The sequence below is a fragment of the Microbacterium sp. ARD31 genome (genome assembly GCF_031844425.1).
This window is the reverse complement of sequence record NZ_JAUZVE010000020.1, coordinates 73,986-93,317: the sequence shown is the minus strand read 5'-3', so window position 1 is coordinate 93,317 and position 19,332 is coordinate 73,986. Positions and strand designations below refer to the sequence as shown.

Genomic DNA, 19,332 nt, shown 5'->3' with positions numbered 1-19,332 from the left:
GGGGGAGACGTGCGGGAGAGCGCGGCCACGGTCGAGGAGTCCCGCACGGGTGGTCTCGGCATCCGGTGCGAGGGCGTCGTCCACCTCTACAAGACCTTCGGCGGCCACGACGTGGTCGCCCTGCGCGGCGTCGACCTGACCATCCGGCCCGGCGAGCGGGTCGCGTTCCTCGGGCCCAGCGGCTCGGGCAAGTCGACCCTCCTCGCGCTGCTGGGCGGCATCCAGCGCCCGAGCGCCGGCAAGATCTTCCTCGGCGAGGAGGAGATCTCCCGGATGGGCGAGCGCTACCTCGCCCGGATCCGCTCGCGCCAGGTCTCCACCATGCTCCAGGGCTCGACGCGCAACCTGCTGCCCTACGCCACGGCCCGCCAGAACATCGCCTTCGCGCGCCTCTCGCTGTCGGGGTCCGAGCGCGAGGACGCGCTGGCCGACACCGAGCTGCTCGACCGCGTCGGGCTGCTCGACCAGGCCGACCAGGTGGTCTCCACCATGTCGGGCGGGCAGCGGCAACGCTTGGCCCTCGCCTGCGCGGTCTCCACGTCGCCGCGCCTGCTCCTCGCCGACGAGCCGACCAGCCAGCTCAGCCACGCCGACCGCGACCACGTCCTGCACCTGGTCCACTCCCTCGGCGACGACTTCGGCACCACGATCGTCGTCGTCACCCACCAGCCCGAGGTGGCCGCGACCTTCCCGCGCACGGTGACCATGAAGGGCGGTCGGGTCGGTGCGGAGGGCCACGGCGGGTCCGAGTACGCCGTGGTGGGCGAGGACGGCGTGCTCCACCTGCCCGGGCACATCGCCGCGGAGTGGCCGCCCGGCACGCTCGTCCGGTTCGAGGACGACGAGCAGGGCCGGATCATCGTCACGCGTGCCAGCGGCGAAGGAGCCCCGGCGTGAACCAGCCCAGCGAGCTGCGCCTCGACTCCATCACGTACGTCGCCGGCCGGACGCTCCTCGACGATGTCAGCGTCGCCTTCCCGGCCGGCAAGGTCACCGCACTGTCGGGGCCGAGCGGGTCGGGCAAGACCACGCTGCTGTCGATCGCGGGCGGGCTGCTCCAGGCGACGTCGGGCACCGCGCTGCTCGACGGCCGGGAGATGTGGACCGGCAGCGGCGACCCGCTGCCCGAGGTGGCGTTCGTCCTGCAGGTCTACGGCCTCGTGCCGATCCTCTCCGCGCGGGAGAACGTCTCGATCGCCCTGCGCGCCCGCGGCGTCGCGCCCGCCGACGCCGACGAGGCGGCCGAGGCCGCGCTCGCGCGCTTCGGCATCGCCGACCTCGGCGAGCGCCAGGTCGAGGAGCTCTCCGGCGGCCAGATGCAGCGCGTGGCCTGTGCCCGCGGCTTCGTGGTCGGCGCCGACGTCCTGCTCGCCGACGAGCCGACCTCCGAGCTCGACGAGGGAAACCGCGGCGTGGTCCTCCAGGAGCTGCGCGAGGAGGCCGCCCGCGGGGCGGTCGTCGTCGTCGCGACCCACGACCCCGCCGTCGTCGAGGCCTGCGACCTCCACATCGCGCTCGACGAGGGCCGGGTGGTCCGGTGACCACCACCCGAGGCGAGGCCCAGGTGGAGAGGTCCCGCCCTTGAGCCGCGTGCTTCGTGGCGCCTGGAGCCGTCGGGGAGCCCTGACCACCTTGGTGCTGATGACGGTGGTCGTGGTCACCGGGGCGGTGACGGTCCTGCAGTTCGCGCGCGCCGCCGAGCTATCGCCGTGGCTCACCGCGCCGCTGCTCCTGCTCGGCGCGGTCGCCGTGCCGAGCATCGGCGCCGAGCTCGCCGTGGCGCGTCGTGAGGAGATCGGGCTGGCCCGGCTGCGAGGCATCCACGGGCTGCGCCTGTGGCGGTTCCTGCTGCTCGAGCCGCTGCTCGCGATCCTCCTCGGCGCCCTCGTCGGCCTCGCGCTCGGCGCGGTCGGCACCGTCCTGACCATCCGGACGTGGCTCGACGAGGCGGCCGACCCGTGGAGCCGGCCGGCCCTCCTGGTCACCGCCGCGATCGCCGGCGCCGGCCTGCTCATCGTCGGGTTGTCGGCCGCCGCCGCGCTCCGTGAGCCGCTCGCCGCGCAGGTGTCCACCCGTCGCCGTCCGCGCCGGGCCACGACGCTGGCCGTCTTCCTGAGCCTCCTCGTCTTCGTCGGCGCCGGGGTCGCGGCCTACCGCAGCCGCAGCGCCGCAGGCGACCCCGACCTGGTCGTGCTGGTGGGTCCCGCGCTCGTCGGCCTCGCCCTGGGCCAGCTGGCGATCTGGGTCGTCCGCATCGCGGCCCGCGGCCTCACCCCGGCCACCGAGAAGCGAGGCCTGGGCGCGTTCCTGGCCGCGCGCCGGCTGGCCCGCGCCGACGACCTGGTGACCCCGATCCGCCTCGTGGTCGCGGCCGCGGTCGTCGGGTCGCTGGCCCTGAGCGGCGCGGTGAGCGTCAGCGGGTGGACCGACGACCAGGCCCGGGTGGAGGTGCCCGGCGCCCGGGTGATCTCGGCCGACACCGGCGCCATGGGCGCCGTCGAGCTGACCGAGCGGGTCGACCCCGACGCCACCCACCTGATCGCCACAGCCATCGTGCGCAACGAGGACCGGCTGGCCGAGCGACGGGCCTACGTCGACGCCGACCGCTGGGACGCCGTTGTCGGCGACTTCTACGACGGCACACCGGCCCGCGCCGCCTCCGACGCGGTCGACCGGCTGGGGGGCGACGTGGACCCGTTCCGGGCCACGGGCGACCGGCTCCGGATCACCGCCTCGGGCATCGACGTGCCGCGGGTTCGCTACTTCATCGGTCCCGACGGCGAGCGGGAGCCGTTCGGCGGCGGCAACGCCGAGGTCACGCTGCGCTACGTCACCTCTTCCAACGCGACGGGCTCGGTGGCGGTGCCCTTCGCCGTGCCGGCCGACGGCACGCTGGTGACGCGGACCGTGCGGGTCCGTGACTGCGCCGACGGCTGCACGATCACGAGCATCGACGTCGGGCGCAGCTCCGAGTCGGTGTTCGACAACCAGGACTTCACGTTCCTCCTCGAGCGGGTGCGGCTCGGCGACACCGAGCTGACCGACCAGGCCTGGACCCCGGACCCGTCGGCCATCGAGACCGTGCTCAACAACAACTTCTTCCCGAACTACGAGCCGCCGCGCAACCTCGTGGTCAACCGGCCCGACGGGCTGCAGGTGGCCCTCCTGCCGAGCGTCACGATGGAGCTGCACCTCGACGTGGGCGCCGCCGTGCCGGCGCTGGTCGCCGACGAGGCGGAGCCGCAGGCGCTCGACCTCGGCGGCGACGACCGCGCGACCGACGTCATCGGTGTCGCCCGCACCCTCCCACTGCTGGGCAGCATCGGCCTGCTCACCGACATCCGCACCTCGGCCGTCGGCTCCGGTCCGACCGTCCCGTCCGCCGAGGTCCAGGTCGTCGCGGCGGACGGCACCCCCCAGGACATGCTCGACGAGGTCGCCGAGGCGACGGGGTCGTCCTGGCGCACGTTCGGCTCCGTGCGCGAGGCGCTGGGCGAGCGCCACGGCGGCGCCCAGTCCGCGGCGTACGCCCTCACCGCCCTCGCCTGCGCGCTGGTCGCGCTGCTCGCCCTGGGCGCCGGCGTCGCGCGGCACCTGCGCGACTACCGCCGCGACGTGGCCTCGCTGCGCGTCCTGGGCATCTCGGTGTCGACGGCGCGACGGGCTGGCCGCGCCGAGCTGGCCAGCCTCACCCTGCTCGTCCTCGCCGTCGTCGTGGCCGGCGGCTGGCTCGCTGTGACGCTGCTGCTCTCCGGGATCCCGCTGCTCTCCTCACCGCCCGCCGGGATGCCGCTCGACACGACCCCGCAGGTGTGGCCCCTCGCCGTGCCGGCGGTGGTGGCCGCCGTGGCAGTCGTCCTCGTCGGCGGCCGGGCCCGCGCGGTGCGCGCCGCCACCACCAGGCCCAGCCTCCTGCGCGAGGAGGAGGGAGCATGATGCAGCTGCTCGGCGCCATCCTGCGCGGCCTGCGGGCGCGGGCCCTGCTCTCGGCCGGGTCGGTCCTGCTCACGGCGCTCGCCATCGGGTCCGCGGTGCTGGGGCCGGTGTTCTCCGAGGCGGTCACCAACTCCTACGTCGTCACCCGGCTGCAGGAGACCCCGGCGGGCCTGACGGGCCTGAGCCGCGTCTTCACCCCGGACTCCGGCACGGCGCTCGAGGAGGCCGAGCGGGACGCGGTCGCCGCCTCCGAGCGGCTGACCCCGGGCCGGTGGCAGGAGCCCGTGGTCATCGCCCAGTCGGAGAGGTTCAGTGCTCTGCGCGGCGTGGTGACCTTCTGGTCGCGCGCCGACGCCTGCGAGCACCTCGAGATCGACGGACGGTGCCCGGAGGCGCGGGGCGAGGTGCTCATGCTCGCCGCCGACGCCGAGGCCAACGGCGCCGAGCTCGGCGAGCCTCTGGAGCTGCCGATCTTCGAGACGCCCGGGGTCCAGGAGCTCGACCTGCCGCGACCGGCCCTCTCCGAGGTCACCGTGGTCGGCACCTACGACACTCCGGGACCCGGGGAGGGGTGGCTGATCCCGAGCCGGCTGACCCGCACGAACGAGCAGACCACCATCAACGGCGGGTACACGCCGTACCAGCCGGCCCCGCTCATCACGACCGACGACACCCTCACCGCGATGGGCGGCTGGACGGTCCGGGTCGACACTCCTCTCGACGTGCCGCCCGACCTGACCCCGGCCCAGCTCGACGAGGCGGCCACCGCCGCGACGGCCCTGCCCAGCGACACCGAGGTGGAGGTCGAGGGCGGCACGATCCGCAAGGACGACACCAACTCCCTCGGCGACGTGGTCGAGGAGGTCCGGTTCCAGCAGTCCACCGCCCGCAGCTCGATCGCGCCGGCCGTGCTGTCGCTGGTCCTCGTCGCGCTCGCGCTGCTGATGCGGCTGCTCAACGCCGCGAGCGAGCTGCGCGTCCCGGAGCTCGCGCTGGCGTCCCTGCGCGGCGTCACCGCACGCCGGCTGTGGGGCCTCGGCCTGGCCGAGCCGCTCGCGCTGCTGCTGATCGCCATCCCGGTCGGCCTGGGCTTCGGACTCGGCCTCTCGGTGCTCCTCGTGCGCAGCTGGCTCGTGCCCGGACTCCCGCTCCCGCTGCCGGCCGCGAGCTGGATCGCGGCCGGGCTCGTGCTCGCCGCCGCCTTCACCGTGGCGTGCGTGGCGATCGGCCTGGTGGTCCGGGAGTCGCTCGCGTCCCAGCTCTCCGGCGTACGCCGCCCGGTCGCCGCGCGCCGCTGGTCGGTCGTCGCGCAGCTCACCCTCGTCGCGCTCGCCGTGGCCGTGCTGGCCAGCAAGCTGTCGGCGGGCGGGCCCGGTGAGCCGGACGCCACCGACCTGGTGCTGCCGGTCCTGCTCGCCGTGGTCGCGGGGCTCGGCGCCACCCGGCTGACGGCCGTGCTCGCGACCTGGTGGACCGGTCGCTCCCGCGGCCGCTCGCTCAGCGGCTTCGTCTCCTCGCGCGCGATCTCGCGCCGCCAGGAGGGCACCCTGGTGATCCTGCCGATCACCGCAGCGATCGCGGTCGCGGTCTTCGGCGCGGGCGTCTACGACTCCGCCGCCACCTGGCGCACCAGCGTCGCGGCGACCGCCTCGCCCGCGCAGAGCACCTGGTCGACCACGCTCACCCTGTCGGAGACCGTCGACCTGACCCGTCGCATCGACCCCGAGGGCGAGTGGATCATGGCGGCCGCGAGCGCCACGAACCCCGGCGCGAACTTCTCCATCGTCGACAGCAGCCGGCTGGCGCGGGTCGCGACCTGGCCGCCCACGTGGAGCCCGGGCCTCGACGTCGAGCAGGTCGCCGAGGAGATCGCCCCCGGCGGCACGGTGCCGACGGTGCGGGGCAGACGGCTGTCGATCACCATCGACAACCGGGCCGACATGGACCGCGACCTCGCCGTCGAGGTGCGCTTCGGCAGCCGGGGCGGCGTGCCGCTCAAGGCCTACCTCGGCCCCTACCCCGAGGGCGAGCACACCCGCTCGACCAGGATCGGGTTCTGCAAGGCCGGCTGCCCCCTGGAGGGCATGACGCTCGGCGGTGGGGCCGGCACCAACACCCGGATGTCGGGCACCCTCCGGGTCGTCGACATCTCGGTCGACGGTGCACCCGTCGAGGGCGGGATCGACGGCGCCGCCTGGACGCCGACGCCGGACCCGGCGGTGCGCACCTCCATCACCGACCTGCAAGAGTCCGGCGGGGAGCTCGACCTGACGGTCGACACCGGTGAGTCGGTCGGCATGGCACGCCTGACCGCGGGCGGCCTCACCCGTGACCGGCCGGCGCTGGCCGGCCCGGGCGTGCAGGACCGCGCCATCGCCAAGCTCGACGAGGGCTACGGCCTGATCCCCGTCGATCGCGTCGGCGAGATCGAGGGCATGCCCTTCACCGGGCCGTCCGGCCTGCTCGTGGACTACTCCTCCTTCATCACCGACCGTCCCGTCTACGACAACCTGGTCACCGTGCGCGTCCTCGCGCGCGACGGGACGCCCGCCTCGGTGACCGAGGCACTCTCGGAGGCCGGGCTCACCGTCTCCACGACGCTCGCGCAGGAGCGCCACGTCCTCGACCAGAGTGCGTACGCCCTCGCCCTGCGCCTGTACGGCGTCGTCGCCGCGCTCGTGCTGGTGATGGCCCTGGCCGGCCTGTTCGTCAGCGCCGCGGTCCAGCTGCCCGCCCGTCGCCGCGACGCGGCGGCGCTCCGCGTGGTCGGGGTGCCCCGTGGGTCGGTGATGGTGGCCGTGGTGCGTGAGCTCGCGGTGGTCCTCGGCAGCGCCGCGCTCGCGGGCATCCTGGCCGGGTCGCTCGCCCAGTGGGTGGTGCTGCGCACGATCACGCTCGGCTACGCCGACGACGCCACGACACCTGCGCTGGTGGCGGCGATCTCCCCTGTCCGACTGGTGGTGCTGGCGCTGCTCGCCGCCGCCGTCTTCGGCACGGTCGCGCTCGTCAGCGCGTCGATGACGGTCCGCGGGGCCCGCGGCGCGACCCTGCGGGAGTCGGCGCGCTGACCCGTCCGGTCAGGGGCAGCAGGGGTCGAACCGGAAGCCGACGCCCCGGATGGTCCGGATCCACTCGTGGTCGTTGGCCCTCGCCGGGTCGGTGCGCAGCTTGCGCCGGAGGTTGGCGAGGTGGACGTCGACGACGTGGGTGCTCTCCGGGACGAAGTCGGTCGCCCACACCGCCCGGAGGAGGTCCTCGCGGGGGACGACCACGCCGGGGTGGCTGACGAGGTGGGCGAGCAGGTCGAACTCGGTGCGGGTCAGGTCGACCTCGCGGCCGGAGACGCGCACCTCGCGGGCGCCGGTGTTGAGGTTCAGGTGGTCGCAGCCGATCTGTGCGGAGCCGCTCGGGCGCTGACCGTTGGCGACGGGCGCGGGCGCGGTCGGGCGCCGGGGCTCCGGGGCCTGGTCGGTGGCGCGGGGGCGACGGAACAGGGCCGCGACCCGGGCCTGCAGCTCGCGCATCGAGAACGGCTTGACGAGGTAGTCGTCGGCACCGACCTCGAGGCCGACGAGCCGGTCGATCTCGCTGGTGCGGCCGCTGATGACGATGACGTAGCAGTCGGTGACGAGCCGCACCTGCCGGCACACCTCGACGCCGTCGATGTCGGGCAACGACATGTCGAGGGTCACCAGGTCGGGCAGCTGCTCGCGGATGACGGTCAGCGCCTCCGCGCCGGTCTGCGCGACGGTCACCGCGAATCCCGCCTGGTCCAGCAGCCCCGAGATGAGCTCACCCACGTCGCTGTCGTCCTCGACGACAACGGCCGTGCGTTGGTTGATCATATTTTTCTTGCCCCGCCTATCCCCCCGCTTGGTGATCCTAGTGGCCGTCTCAGGGCGCCGACCACTGCTGTGTGGTGCTGTGGATCAGGCGTTACCGTCGCCTCGCCCCTGCGGGTGGGCACGCAGCCGCATGCCCCGGTCCGCGGTGGGACCCGTGTCGGTGCTCGGTCCGCGGAGCGCCTCAGAAGTCCAGGCCGCGCGCCCAGTCCTCGGAGTCGAAGCGGGCCACCAGGTAGGGCCCCCCGCCCGCCCGGCGCCCGTGCTGCTGACCTTCCTTGTCCATCCGGTAGCCGATGCCGCGGATGGTGTGGATCCAGGTCGCGTCGGAGTGGCGCCGCAGCTTGCCGCGGAGGTTCGCCACGTGGACGTCGACGAGGTGGTGGTCGTGGGTGAGCGCGCTGCTCCAGATCGCCAGCACCATCTCCTCGCGCGTGCACACCCGCGAGAGGTGGGTGGCGAGGTACTCGAGCACGTCGTACTCGATGCGGGTCAGGTCGACGATGGTGCCGTCGACCTTGACCTCGCGGCGCGCGGAGTTGATGACCAGACCGGCGCCGCACGAGATCACGCTCGGCTCGTCGGCCGGCTGCGACGGGCTCGGCACGTGCGGTGCGGAGGCCGCAGGCAGGTCGTCGACGAGCGTCGCGGAGCGGGGGCGACGGAACAGCGCCGCCACCCGGGCCCGCAGCTCGCGCGGCGAGAACGGCTTGAGCACGAAGTCGTCGGCACCCACCTCGAGGCCGATCAGCTTGTCGACCTCGTCGGAGCGCGCCGAGACGATCACGATGTAGCAGTCGCTGTTCTCGCGGATCCGACGGCACACCTCGATGCCGTCCATGTGCGGCAACGTCAGGTCGAGCGTCACCAGGTCCGGCGGGTCGGCGGTCGCCACGTCGACCGCTGCCCGCCCGTCACGAGCCGACGTCACCCGGAAACCCGCCCCCTCGAGGGTCTCCACCAACGCCGACGAGATGTCTGGATCGTCCTCGACGACCAGCGCATGAAGATCTTGCACGTCCTACCCCCCACAGTTTCCAGACCGGAGCCCCACGCCCCCGCCGTGGCACCGCCCGAACGGCGTCGATCGATGGTAAGTGGCCTACCCCGTTTGTGGGAGCCTCAATCTTGTGGTCGGGTGCGGGGTCTAGACCACCCGTTGATGCCTCGGAATCCCTCGAATCAGCGGCGAGCGACGACGCTTTCCTCGGTGATGACCAGGTCGATGCCGCGGTTGACCCACGTGCTGGTGGGCACCATCCCGACCCGTTCGTAGAGCGTCAGGGCTCCGGTGCGTGAGTCGGTGCTGAGCTCGGAGGTCGACGTGCCGTGCTCGCGGGCCCGGGCGAAGGAGTCCACGAGCAGGGCCTGGGCCAGTCCGCGGTGGCGCTGGTCACGCCGGACTGCGAGCCGGTCGACGTACCCGGTGGTGCCGGTGTCGGACACCAGCACGAGGGAGACGCCGACGACCTCGCCGGCCGGGTCGACGGCGACCCGGAGGTTCCACGGCTCGAACCCGGGGCGTCCCGACGTGGCGGCGACGAAGTCCTCGAACGGCTCGCGGTCGCGCCTCGACCACTCGAGGAACGCGTCCTCGAGCACGTCGTGCGCGGCGCGCAGCTCGTCCGGCTCGGCCGCGCGGACGACGTACCCCTCGGGCAGCTCGCGGTGCGGGATCGTCGCGCCCTCGGGGAGCTTGAGCACCCAGCTGGTCCAGCGGACGTGGTAGCCGAGGGCCTCGAGCAGCCGGTCGCCGGGCGAGCCCTGCGGGACCGGCATGCCGATCACCGACGAGCCCACCCGCCGGCCGAGGTCCTGCAGCCAGTGGGCCAGCCAGGTGCCGATCCCGCGGCCGCGGTAGGCCGGGAGCACGGCGGTGTCGGCGCGGTCGGCGCCCATCAGCTCGGCGTACGCCACGAGGGTGTCGCCGTCGAGCACGCCGACCGAGCGCGTGCCGAGGTCGTGGCTGGGCTTGGCCCAGTCACTGACGATGTCTGCCTCCTCGATGGCGACCTCGCCGATGTCCTCCTGCTCCTGGGCGGCCATGAGCACGAACACGGCGTGCGCGTCGGTCTTCTCGAGCGGTCGGGTGGTGAGGCCCTCGGGGAGGGTCGGGACGCGTGCGGGCATGGGCAGGAGTGTGCTGCCTCACGTCCCACGCTGTCGCGGGGTTATCCGCGCCCCGCGGAATGACTGTTTGCTCCGCGAGGCCCTACCGTTGTCGGGTGAGTGACGAGCAGCCCGTAGCACCCGAGCAGACCTTCGCCGACCTCGGCCTCGCGCCCGAGGTCCTCAAGGCACTGGCGGACGTGGGTTACGAGACCCCGTCGCAGATCCAGGCCCTGACCATCCCGCCGCTGCTCGAGGGGCGCCACGTCGTCGGCCTGGCGCAGACCGGCACCGGCAAGACGGCGGCCTTCGCACTGCCGATCCTGTCCCAGCTCGACCGCGACCAGAAGACCCCGCAGGCGCTCGTCCTCGCCCCGACCCGCGAGCTCGCGCTCCAGGTCTCGGAGGCCTTCGAGAAGTACGCCGCCCACGTCAAGGGCGTGCGCGTGCTCCCGATCTACGGCGGCCAGGGCTACGGCGTCCAGCTCTCGGCGCTGCGGCGCGGCGTGCACGTCGTCGTCGGCACGCCGGGTCGCATCATGGACCACCTCGAGAAGGGCACCCTCGACCTGAGCGAGCTGCGCTTCCTCGTCCTCGACGAGGCCGACGAGATGCTCAAGATGGGCTTCGCCGAGGACGTCGAGACGATCCTCGCCGACACCCCCGACGACAAGCAGGTCGCGCTCTTCTCCGCCACGATGCCCGCGCAGATCCGGCGCATCTCGAAGAAGTACCTCGAGGACCCCGTCGAGATCACGGTCAAGAACAAGACCACCACCTCGGCCAACATCACCCAGCGCTACCTGATCGTGTCCTACCCGCAGAAGGTCGACGCCCTCACCCGGATCCTCGAGGTGGAGAACTTCGAGGGCATGATCGTCTTCGTCCGCACGAAGAACGAGACCGAGACGCTGGCCGAGAAGCTGCGGGCGCGCGGCTACTCCGCGATGGCGATCAACGGTGACGTGCCGCAGCAGGTCCGCGAGCGCACGGTCAACCAGCTCAAGGCCGGCAAGCTCGACATCCTCGTGGCCACCGACGTGGCGGCCCGCGGCCTCGACGTGGAGCGGATCAGCCACGTCGTGAACTACGACATCCCGACCGACACCGAGTCCTACGTCCACCGCATCGGCCGCACCGGCCGCGCCGGGCGCAGCGGCGACTCGATCGCCTTCGTCACCCCGCGCGAGCGCCACCTGCTCCGCGCCATCGAGAAGGCCACCCGCCAGCCGCTGACCCAGATGCAGCTGCCGACGGTCGACGACGTCAACGCCACCCGGCTGAGCCGCTTCGACGACCAGATCACCCAGGCCCTCACCGAGCCCGAGCGCATCGACTTCTTCCGCGACGTGGTCTCCCACTACGTCAGCGAGCACGACGTGTCGGAGGTCGACGTCGCCGCCGCCCTGGCCGCGGTGATGCACGGCGAGCAGCCGCTGCTGCTCGAGCCGGAGCCCGAGCCGCGCCAGCGCTCCTTCGAGGAGCGCCCCAGCCACGGCGGCAAGGCCGACCGCGGGCCCCGCGAGTCGCGCAGCGGCGTGCCGATGGCGGCGTACCGCATCGAGGTGGGCAAGCGGCACAAGGTCGAGCCGCGCCAGATCGTGGGCGCGCTCGCCAACGAGGGCGGGCTGTCGCGCGGCGACTTCGGCTACATCTCCATCAAGCCGGACTTCTCGGTCGTCGAGCTGCCGGCCGACCTGCCCCGGGGCACGCTCGAGCGCCTCGCCGACACCCGCATCTCCGGCAAGCTCATCGAGATCAAGCCCGACAACGGCCCCTTCCGCGGCCGTCCCGGCGGCGGCCACCGCAAGGGCGGCGGCTACAAGGGCAAGAACCCCCGCTGACCGGGCACCTCCTCGCGCTGAGACGCGCCAACCGGGCACTTCCTCGCGCTGAAATGCGCTGACCGGGCACTTCCTCGCGATGAACCGCGAGGAAGTGCCCGGTCAGTCGTGCGTGGGCGAGGAAGTGCCCGGTGGGTCAGGCGTTCTGGATCGCCGAGACGTCGAACTCGAGCTTGATCTTCTCGGAGACGAGGACGCCGCCGGTCTCGAGCGCGGCGTTCCAGGTCAGGCCCCAGTCCTTGCGGTTGATGGTGGTCTCGCCCTCGAAGCCGACGCGGAGGTTGCCGAACGGGTCGCGGGCCGAGCCGGTGTGCTCGAACTCGACGGTCACCGGCTTGGTGACGTCCTTGATGGTCAGGTCGCCGGTGACGGCCCAGCCGCTGCCGTCGCGCTGCACGTCGGTGGAGCGGAAGGTGATGGTGGGGTAGGTCTCGGCGTCGAAGAAGTCGGCGGACTTGAGGTGGCCGTCGCGGTCGGCGCTGCCGGTCTCGATGGACGCCACGTCGATGCTGAGCTCGACCTTCGAGCTGCTGGGGGTGGCCTCGTCGATGGTGGCGGTGCCGGTGAAGGCGCCGAACTGGCCGCGGACCTTGGTCACCATGGCGTGGCGGGCCACGAAGCCGAGGCGGCTGTGGCTGACGTCGAGGGTGTAGTCGCCGGAGATGTCGTCGATGGCGGTGGTGGGGGCGTCGAAACCAGTGGACATGGGGAGAGCTCCTGGAGGTGGTGGTTGGTAGAACTTTCAACCATCCTAACGAGCGCCGTCCTGGGTTCATTCCCGTGGGGTGCGAGATTTTGCCTGGCGCCCGACATGCAGCGAGCCGCGCCCCGGTGGGGGCGCGGCTCGGGGACGTGGTGGCCTGGGCTCAGGCGGCCTCGGAACGGACCGTCGACGCGACCGACCAGCGCGCCTCCATGTGGGTGCGGCCGGATGCATCCGTCACGGCCACCCAGGTGCAGACCGGGGCTCCGGTCATCGTCTGCTTGCTCATGTGACACCTCCCGTTCACCTTTTGTTCACCAAAGATAGCACGTCCCCACCTGCGCACCACCTTTTCGCTGAAGATGGGTGGTGATTCCCCACTGGGACGCGGCGAAGCGCTTCGGAGCGCGCATCGCCCTCCCCATGGGACTGCTGAGGTCAACCGCGAAAGATGCGTTCTCTCGTGATCGTGTACTTCCTGCCCGAATTCGGGCAGGAAGTTGCCTTCAGGAGCGGTCTGGCCGCACGATCGTCCGGTGCCCGACCCCGCGCTCGTGTCCCACGTCGTCGCCACCACGTCGCTGACGCCCGGTGAGGCGGCCCGGGTGATCGACGACGTGATCGCCTTCCATGCGCAACCCGTGGAGGAGTACGTCCGGTCGCGGCACGCCAGCCTCAAGACGTACGGCGCCAAGAACCCCGAGATCTTCGCGCGCATCGCCGAGGAGCTGCGGACGCGCGTCGTCGCGCCTCCGGAGCTCTCCGAGCGCCAGCTGCGCCGGATCGTCTACGGATAGACCACGAGAGAACAGGAACCCAGCACCCATGTGTGGAATCGTCGGCTACATCGGCCGTCAGGACGCCGCGCCGGTGGTCCTCGAGGGCCTCACCCGGCTCGAGCACCGCGGCTACGACTCGGCCGGCGTCGCCGTGATCGGGAATCGCGGCGTCCGGGTGGCCAAGCAGGCCGGACGCGTGCGCGACCTCGAGGACTCGTTGCCCAAGCGCTTCGCCGGCTCGACCGGGATCGGGCACACCCGGTGGGCGACCCACGGCCCCGCGACGGACGTCAACGCCCACCCGCACACCGACGAGCTCGGCCGCGTCGCGGTGGTGCACAACGGCATCATCGACAACTCGGCCGCGCTGCGCGCCGAGCTCACCGATGCCGGCGTGACGCTCGCGAGCGACACCGACACCGAGGTGGTCGCCCACCTCGTCGCGCGCAGCGACGCCGACACCCTCGAGGGCAAGGTGCGCGACGCCCTGCGCTCCGTGGTCGGCACCTACGGCCTCGCCGTCGTGCACGCCGACTTCCCCGACCGGATCGTGGTGGCGCGCAACGGCAGCCCGCTGGTCGTCGGGGTGGGGGACAAGGAGATGTACGTCGCCTCGGACCTCGCCGCGATCGTGCGCCACACCACGACGGTCGCGATGCTCGACGACGGCGAGATGGCGACCGTCACCGCGGCGGGCTTCAGCACGATGCGCCACCACGACCTCGCAGCCACCGGCAAGACCGCGTCCGAGGTCGACATCGACGCCGAGGCCTACGAGGCCGGCGACCACGCGTCGTACATGCGCAAGGAGATCCTCGAGCAGCCGACGACGGCCCAGGCGGTGCTCCGCGGGCGGCTCGACGAGCGCTTCGGCACCGCCCACCTCGGCGGCCTCGACATGGACGCCCGGGACCTGCGCGCCGTGCGGCGGGTCAAGATCCTCGGCTGCGGCTCGGCCTACTACGTCGGGCAGATGGGGGCGGGGCTGATCGAGGAGCTGGCGCGCATCCCCGCCGACGCGGAGGCGGCCAGCGAGTTCCGCTACCGCAACCCGGTGATCGAGCCCGACACGCTCTACGTGGCGGTCAGCCAGTCCGGGGAGACCATCGACACGCTGCTCGCCGTGCAGGAGGTGCGCCGCAAGGGCGGGCGCTGCGTCGGCCTGGTCAACGTCGTCGGCTCCGCCATCGCGCGCGAGTGCGACGGCGGCATCTACCTTCACGCCGGCCCCGAGGTCGCCGTGGCCAGCACCAAGGCGCTGACCAACATGTTCCTGGGGTTCGCGCTCCTCGCGCTCCAGCTCGGTCGCGTGCGCGACCTGTCCATCGCCGACGGCAAGCGACTGGTCGCCGGGCTCGAGCGGCTGCCCGGCCAGATCGAGGAGGTCCTCGCCGGCGAGGAGGAGCTGGTCGACGTCGCGAAGGTGCTGGCGGAGGCACGGAGCCTGTTCTTCATCGGTCGGGTCCGCGGCTTCCCGGTCGCCCGCGAGGGGGCGCAGAAGTTCAAGGAGATCAGCTACCGGCACGCCGAGGCCTACCAGACCTCCGAGCTCAAGCACGGCCCGCTCGCCCTCATCGACCCCGAGGTCCCGACGGTCGCGCTGGTGCCGCACGACGAGCTCACCGAGCGCAACGTCGGCGCACTCCACGAGATCGACGCCCGCCGGGGCCCGCTGGTGGTCGTCACCCACGAGGAGGTAGGCCTCGGCGAGGTCGGCGCCCGCCGCATCGTCGTCCCCCGCAACGAGCCGGAGCTCGACCCGATCCTGCTGACCATCCCCCTCCAGCTCCTGGCGTACCACGCCGCGCTCCACCTCGGCCACGACATCGACAAGCCCCGCAACCTGGCGAAGTCGGTCACGGTCGAGTAATTGGCGCTCGCTCCGCTCGCGCGTGCTCGGCGCCCCTGAAGACGTCGTCTTCCCTCGTCGCTCCCGAGCTGCCTCGCTGCGCTCGTCGCGCTCGCTCGCTCCTCAGTCCAGACGACGTCGGGCGCCGAGCGCGCGGGCTGGGGAGGCTGGGGCGATCCGGGATTGCCTTGAGATCAGGTCAGTCGCTTCCAGAGGCCCGGGGATTCACGGCAGGGGGTGCCGTCCGCGGCGCGGCGGCGCCTGCAGGAGGAGGGGTCGAGCCGGGGGAGCGAAGCGGAGGAGGGTCGGGCAACGACGACGAAGGCGCTGCCTCCAAGCGCCGCGGACACCGGCGAAGCGGAGCGAGCCCATCAGAAATGGACTGGGCGCCCCTTGCTGCATGGGGTCAGCAAGGGGCGCGCCGTGGAGAACCTTCCCACCTGTCCGACGTCCTGTCCGGGGTTCGTCCGAAGTCCCCGGGGATTTTGCTGTCGGCTCCGTCACTGCCCGGTCGGACGGCCCGCGAGGGCGCCGTCGGCGAGCTCGAGGGCGCGTCGCGCGAGGGGTTCGGCGACCGCGCGGTCGGCCGGCACGAGGCCCACGCGGGTACGACGGTCGAGCAGGTCGTCGACGTCGTGCGCGCCCTCGTGGGTGACCGCGAAGACCAGCTCGGCGAGGGTCACCGGGACGGTGGGCGAGGCGGGTGCGAGCAGCTGGTCGTCGGACAGGCCGGTGACGTCGCGGGCCGTGGTCATGACCAGGTCGGCGTCGGTGCCGAAGCGGCGTACGAGCCGGGCGGGCGCGGTGCTGCGGCGCAGCTCCTCGCGCGGTGCGGCACCCAGCAGCGGCAGGCCCGAGGTGCGGCACGGCCCCGCCGGGAGGCCGGTCGTCGCGACCACGGCGTCGAGGGTGTCCTCGGCCATCCGACGGTAGGTCGTGAGCTTGCCGCCCACGACCGTCGTCACTCCCGTGCGCGACGTCAGGACGACGTGGCGGCGCGACAGGTCGGAGGTCGCGTCGGTGCCGGCGACCTCCAGGAGCGGGCGCAGCCCGGCGAAGGCCCCGACCACGTCGGCGCGGGTCGGCGGGACGCCGAAGGCCGACGCGACGACCCCGAGCAGGAAGTCGATCTCCGACTCGCTCGGCGTCGGCACGTCCGGGACGGGTCCGGTCACCGGCTCGTCGGTGAGGCCGACGTAGTGGGTGCCGTCGGGCTGCGGCAGCACCATCGCGAAGCGCGCCCGCGATCCCGGGATCGGCACCATCACCGCGACGCGGGTGGCGGACAGGGACGAGCTGCGCAGGACGAGGTGCGTGCCCCGGCTCGGGCGCAGCCGCACCCGGTCGTCGAGGTCGCCGGCCCACACCCCGGTGGCGTTGACCACCGCCTTGGCCCGGACCCGGCACGACTGGCCGGTGAGCTCGTCGCGGAGGTCCACCACGGTGCCGGTCGCCGACGTGACGCGGGCGCGCGTGCGGACCTCGGCGCCGTACGACGCCGCGGTGCGGGCCACGGTCGTCACGAGCCGGGCGTCGTCCTCGAGCTGGCCGTCCCACGAGAGGTATCCGCCGCGGAGGGTCTCCGCCCTCAGCGCGGGGGCGAAGTCGAGCGCCTCGGTCGCGTTGAGCCGCCGGGGTCGGGGAAGGGTGCGCGCGGGCGTGCGCGCCGCCCGGCGCAGCAGGTCGCCACCGTGCAGGCCGGCCCAGGTGAGCGTCGTACGGCTGCGGGGCATGGCGTCGTTCACCGGCGTCAGCATCGGGAGGGGCCGCACGAGGTGCGGGGCGGTGACGTCCATCAGGATGCCGCGCTCCACGGCGCTCTCGTGGGCGATCGCGAGCTGGCCCTGGGCGAGGTAGCGCAGGCCGCCGTGCACGAGCTTGGAGGACCAGCGCGAGGTGCCGAAGGCGAGGTCGTGCGCGTCGACCGCGAGCACCGCGAGCCCGCGCGTCACCGCGTCGAGGGCCACTCCGGCGCCGGTGATGCCGAGGCCGACGACCACCACGTCGACCTCCGCGGGGACGTCGGCGAGGCCCGCGGTGATCCGGCGCCCGGGCCCCATCACGGCTCCAGGGTCCGGGTGACGAGCCGGACGTACTCCGCGTCGAGGTCCTCCAGGGAGACGTCGGCGTCGACCATCGTCAGCGCGGAGAAGACGAAGCCGTGGCCGGCGAGCGTCAGTGCGCGCGCCATCGCGGTGGGGTCCCCGGACCGGATGGCGCCGGACGCCTGCCCGCTCTCGATCTCGGCGGCGAGGATCTCGATGAGCGCCTCCTGCGAGCGCCCGCGCCGCGCGAGCAGGTAGGGCAGCATCAGGTCGGGGTCGAGCTCGACGATCCGGACGAACAGCTCGTTGTCGCGCAGCGCGCGCACGGTGCTGAGCGCGGCGGCGGCGATGCCGGCCGGCGTGGTGGTGTCGGCGGCGGCGACCCGGGTGGCGGCGGCGATGCCGACCCACTCCCGCGTCATCAGGTCGCCGAGCAGCGAGCCCATGTCGGACCACGCGCGGTAGATCGTCATCCGTGACACCGAGGCGCGCCTGGCCACCTCGGTCAGCGTCGTACGCCGCCAGCCGACGTCGAGGATGCAGTCGCGCGCGGCGTCGAGGTAACCGTCGAGCCGCGAGTCAGGGATGTGACGAAGTGACGACATGTGTCACACTGTAACGCATGACGTCGTTCGAGCCCTCCGTCGAGATGCACCCCCAGCGCTGGGGCGACCCCGCGGCTGCCGCCGACCTGCCCGACTCCGCACGCGGCCTGGTCGAGCTGGCCTTCGGGCTGCAGGACCGCCCCGCCGTCGCCGGGGCGGTGCCCCCCGCGCCCACCCTCGACGACGCGCTGCTCGACGAGCTGCGGGTCGTGGTCGGCTTGGAGCACGTGCGCACCGACGACGAGGCCCGCGTCCTCCGCACCCGCGGCAAGTCGACCCCCGACCTGCTCCGGGCGCGGGCGGGTGACCTGCGCGACGCACCCGACGCGGTGGTGCGGCCGAGGGGCCACGCCGAGGTGGGCGCCGTGCTGGCCTGGGCGGACCGGCACCGCGTGGCGGTCGTGCCGTTCGGTGGCGGCACCTGCGTGACGGGCGGCCTCGCCGCGCGCCGCGACGGCTTCGCCGGCCTGGTCAGCCTCGACCTGGTGCGGATGAAGCGGCTGCTCGCCGTCGACGAGGTCTCGATGACCGCCACACTCGAGCCCGGCCTCCGTGGGCCCGAGGCCGAGGCGCTGCTCGCCGAGCACGGCCTGGTGCTCGGCCACCACCCGCAGTCGTTCGAGCACGCCTCGGTCGGGGGTTTCGCCGCCACCCGTTCCAGCGGCCAGTCGAGCGCCGGCTACGGCCGCTTCGACGCCATGGTGGTCGGCCTCACCGCCGCGACGCCGACCGGGTCGCTCGACCTCGGGTCGTCTCCGGCGAACGCCGCCGGGCCCGACCTGCGCCAGCTGCTCCTCGGCTCGGAGGGCGCCTTCGCGGTCATCACCTCCGTCACCGTGCGCGTACGCCGCCTCCCCGAGGTGACGACGTACGAGGGCTGGCGGTGGCCGTCCTTCGACGCCGGTGCCGACGCCATGCGCACCCTGGCGCAGTCCGGGCTCCTGCCCACCGTGATCCGCCTCTCCGACGAGTCCGAGACCGCGATCAACCTCGCCGACCCCTCGTCCATCGGCGGCGCCGACGACCCGGGCTGCCTGATGATCACCGGCTACGACGGCACCCCCTCCCAGGTCGCCTCGCGGCAGGCCGCCGTCACCGCCGTCCTCACCGACCTCGGCGGCACGCCGCTCGGCACCGAGCCGGGGGAGAGGTGGGTGCAGGGCCGGTACCACGCGCCGTACCTCCGTGACTCCCTGCTCGACCACGGGGTGCTCGTCGAGACGCTCGAGACCGCGACCTTCTGGTCGAACCGCGGCCGGCTGTACGACGACGTCAGGGCCGCGCTGCAGTCCGCGCTCGGCGAGGGCGCACTCGTGCTCTGCCACGTCTCGCACGTCTACGAGACGGGCTGCTCGCTCTACTTCACCGTCGCCGCCCGCCAGGGCGAGGACCCGGTCGCGCAGTGGCAGGTCGCCAAGGCCGCCGCCAGCGACGCGATGATCGCCGCCGGTGCGACCATCACCCACCACCACGCGGTGGGCACCGACCACAAGCCCTGGTTCGCCCAGGAGATCGGTGAGGTCGGGGTCCGCATCCTCCGCGCCGTCAAGGCCGAGCTCGACCCCTCGGGGATCCTGAACCCGGGCGTCCTCATCCCGTAGACGGGTTTCGAGGCTCGCT

The 19,332-nt window shown here is 73.1% G+C and carries 15 protein-coding genes; 8 read left to right on the top strand and 7 right to left on the bottom strand.

Annotation, left to right across the window (positions count from 1 at the left end; genetic code table 11):
* Positions 1 to 9: 9 nt before the first annotated feature.
* The 4 genes from Q9S36_RS31500 (at position 10) to Q9S36_RS31485 (ending at position 7,004) form a co-directional block, all read left to right on the top strand.
* Positions 10 to 897 (top strand): ABC transporter ATP-binding protein, encoded by an 888-nt coding sequence (locus Q9S36_RS31500; RefSeq protein ID WP_311288778.1) that lies wholly within the window; start codon positions 10 to 12, stop codon positions 895 to 897.
* Positions 894 to 1,541: an ABC transporter ATP-binding protein gene (locus Q9S36_RS31495; protein WP_311288777.1), complete on the top strand. Its 648-nt coding sequence runs from the start codon at positions 894 to 896 to the stop codon at positions 1,539 to 1,541. Before Q9S36_RS31500 ends, Q9S36_RS31495 begins: the two co-directional genes overlap by 4 nt.
* 100 nt (positions 1,542 to 1,641) lie before the next feature.
* Positions 1,642 to 3,936, top strand: a complete 2,295-nt coding sequence (locus tag Q9S36_RS31490) for an FtsX-like permease family protein (RefSeq protein ID WP_311288776.1) — start codon at positions 1,642 to 1,644, stop codon at positions 3,934 to 3,936.
* The gene (locus tag Q9S36_RS31485; protein ID WP_311288775.1) at positions 3,933 to 7,004 is read left to right on the top strand and encodes an FtsX-like permease family protein; all 3,072 of its coding nucleotides are present in this window, start codon (positions 3,933 to 3,935) and stop codon (positions 7,002 to 7,004) included. The genes Q9S36_RS31490 and Q9S36_RS31485 overlap by 4 nt, the downstream gene beginning before the upstream one ends.
* Positions 7,005 to 7,013: 9 nt before the next feature.
* Here Q9S36_RS31485 and Q9S36_RS31480 read toward each other — a convergent pair whose 3' ends face one another.
* From Q9S36_RS31480 to Q9S36_RS31470, 3 genes are all read right to left on the bottom strand, one after another.
* Positions 7,014 to 7,781 (bottom strand): response regulator transcription factor, encoded by a 768-nt coding sequence (locus tag Q9S36_RS31480; RefSeq protein WP_311288774.1) that lies wholly within the window; start codon positions 7,779 to 7,781, stop codon positions 7,014 to 7,016.
* Positions 7,782 to 7,962: 181 nt separating this feature from the next.
* Entirely contained in the window at positions 7,963 to 8,796 is an 834-nt protein-coding gene (locus Q9S36_RS31475) for a response regulator transcription factor (protein WP_311288773.1), read from the bottom strand.
* Positions 8,797 to 8,960: 164 nt separating this feature from the next.
* Positions 8,961 to 9,908: a GNAT family N-acetyltransferase gene (locus Q9S36_RS31470; RefSeq protein WP_311288772.1), complete on the bottom strand. Its 948-nt coding sequence runs from the start codon at positions 9,906 to 9,908 to the stop codon at positions 8,961 to 8,963.
* Positions 9,909 to 9,967: 59 nt separating this feature from the next.
* On the opposite strand from Q9S36_RS31470, the gene Q9S36_RS31465 reads away from it, so the two are divergent.
* Positions 9,968 to 11,731: a DEAD/DEAH box helicase gene (locus Q9S36_RS31465; protein WP_396653882.1), complete on the top strand. Its 1,764-nt coding sequence runs from the start codon at positions 9,968 to 9,970 to the stop codon at positions 11,729 to 11,731.
* Positions 11,732 to 11,867: 136 nt separating this feature from the next.
* Here Q9S36_RS31465 and Q9S36_RS31460 read toward each other — a convergent pair whose 3' ends face one another.
* Both Q9S36_RS31460 and Q9S36_RS31455 read right to left on the bottom strand, forming a co-directional pair.
* Positions 11,868 to 12,437 (bottom strand): YceI family protein, encoded by a 570-nt coding sequence (locus Q9S36_RS31460; RefSeq protein WP_311288770.1) that lies wholly within the window; start codon positions 12,435 to 12,437, stop codon positions 11,868 to 11,870.
* Positions 12,438 to 12,597: 160 nt separating this feature from the next.
* The gene (locus Q9S36_RS31455) at positions 12,598 to 12,723 is read right to left on the bottom strand and encodes a hypothetical protein (RefSeq protein ID WP_311288769.1); all 126 of its coding nucleotides are present in this window, start codon (positions 12,721 to 12,723) and stop codon (positions 12,598 to 12,600) included.
* Between the two features lie 247 nt (positions 12,724 to 12,970).
* Here Q9S36_RS31455 and Q9S36_RS31450 point away from each other — a divergent pair, with 247 nt between their 5' ends.
* Together Q9S36_RS31450 and glmS are read left to right on the top strand one after the other, a co-directional pair.
* The gene (locus Q9S36_RS31450; RefSeq protein ID WP_311288768.1) at positions 12,971 to 13,231 is read left to right on the top strand and encodes a hypothetical protein; all 261 of its coding nucleotides are present in this window, start codon (positions 12,971 to 12,973) and stop codon (positions 13,229 to 13,231) included.
* A gap of 28 nt (positions 13,232 to 13,259) precedes the next feature.
* Positions 13,260 to 15,083 carry a glutamine--fructose-6-phosphate transaminase (isomerizing) gene (glmS, locus tag Q9S36_RS31445; RefSeq protein WP_311288767.1) on the top strand — a complete coding sequence of 608 codons (1,824 nt, stop codon included), beginning with the start codon at positions 13,260 to 13,262 and terminating at the stop codon, positions 15,081 to 15,083.
* A 479-nt stretch (positions 15,084 to 15,562) separates the two neighbouring features.
* Here the strand turns inward: glmS and Q9S36_RS31440 are convergent, their stop codons facing one another.
* Both Q9S36_RS31440 and Q9S36_RS31435 read right to left on the bottom strand, forming a co-directional pair.
* Positions 15,563 to 17,122: a glycerol-3-phosphate dehydrogenase/oxidase gene (locus tag Q9S36_RS31440; RefSeq protein WP_311288832.1), complete on the bottom strand. Its 1,560-nt coding sequence runs from the start codon at positions 17,120 to 17,122 to the stop codon at positions 15,563 to 15,565.
* The gene (locus Q9S36_RS31435) at positions 17,122 to 17,712 is read right to left on the bottom strand and encodes a TetR/AcrR family transcriptional regulator (protein ID WP_311288766.1); all 591 of its coding nucleotides are present in this window, start codon (positions 17,710 to 17,712) and stop codon (positions 17,122 to 17,124) included. The genes Q9S36_RS31440 and Q9S36_RS31435 overlap by 1 nt, the downstream gene beginning before the upstream one ends.
* Positions 17,713 to 17,729: 17 nt before the next feature.
* On the opposite strand from Q9S36_RS31435, the gene Q9S36_RS31430 reads away from it, so the two are divergent.
* Positions 17,730 to 19,313, top strand: a complete 1,584-nt coding sequence (locus Q9S36_RS31430; RefSeq protein WP_311288765.1) for an FAD-binding oxidoreductase — start codon at positions 17,730 to 17,732, stop codon at positions 19,311 to 19,313.
* Positions 19,314 to 19,332 lie beyond the last annotated feature (19 nt).

Excerpts from the sequence above, each read along its gene's own strand:
- Q9S36_RS31490 (WP_311288776.1), top strand. The coding sequence starts at position 1,642 with ATGACGGTGGTCGTGGTCACCGGGGCGGTGACGGTCCTGCAGTTCGCG.
- Q9S36_RS31485 (WP_311288775.1), top strand. The coding sequence starts at position 3,933 with ATGATGCAGCTGCTCGGCGCCATCCTGCGCGGCCTGCGGGCGCGGGCC.
- Q9S36_RS31480 (WP_311288774.1), bottom strand. The coding sequence starts at position 7,781 with ATGATCAACCAACGCACGGCCGTTGTCGTCGAGGACGACAGCGACGTG.
- Q9S36_RS31470 (WP_311288772.1), bottom strand. The coding sequence starts at position 9,908 with ATGCCCGCACGCGTCCCGACCCTCCCCGAGGGCCTCACCACCCGACCG.
- Q9S36_RS31465 (WP_396653882.1), top strand. The coding sequence starts at position 9,968 with ATGACTGTTTGCTCCGCGAGGCCCTACCGTTGTCGGGTGAGTGACGAG.
- Q9S36_RS31460 (WP_311288770.1), bottom strand. The coding sequence starts at position 12,437 with ATGTCCACTGGTTTCGACGCCCCCACCACCGCCATCGACGACATCTCC.
- Q9S36_RS31455 (WP_311288769.1), bottom strand. The coding sequence starts at position 12,723 with ATGAGCAAGCAGACGATGACCGGAGCCCCGGTCTGCACCTGGGTGGCC.
- glmS (WP_311288767.1), top strand. The coding sequence starts at position 13,260 with ATGTGTGGAATCGTCGGCTACATCGGCCGTCAGGACGCCGCGCCGGTG.
- Q9S36_RS31440 (WP_311288832.1), bottom strand. The coding sequence starts at position 17,122 with ATGGGGCCCGGGCGCCGGATCACCGCGGGCCTCGCCGACGTCCCCGCG.
- Q9S36_RS31435 (WP_311288766.1), bottom strand. The coding sequence starts at position 17,712 with ATGTCGTCACTTCGTCACATCCCTGACTCGCGGCTCGACGGTTACCTC.
- Q9S36_RS31430 (WP_311288765.1), top strand. The coding sequence starts at position 17,730 with ATGACGTCGTTCGAGCCCTCCGTCGAGATGCACCCCCAGCGCTGGGGC.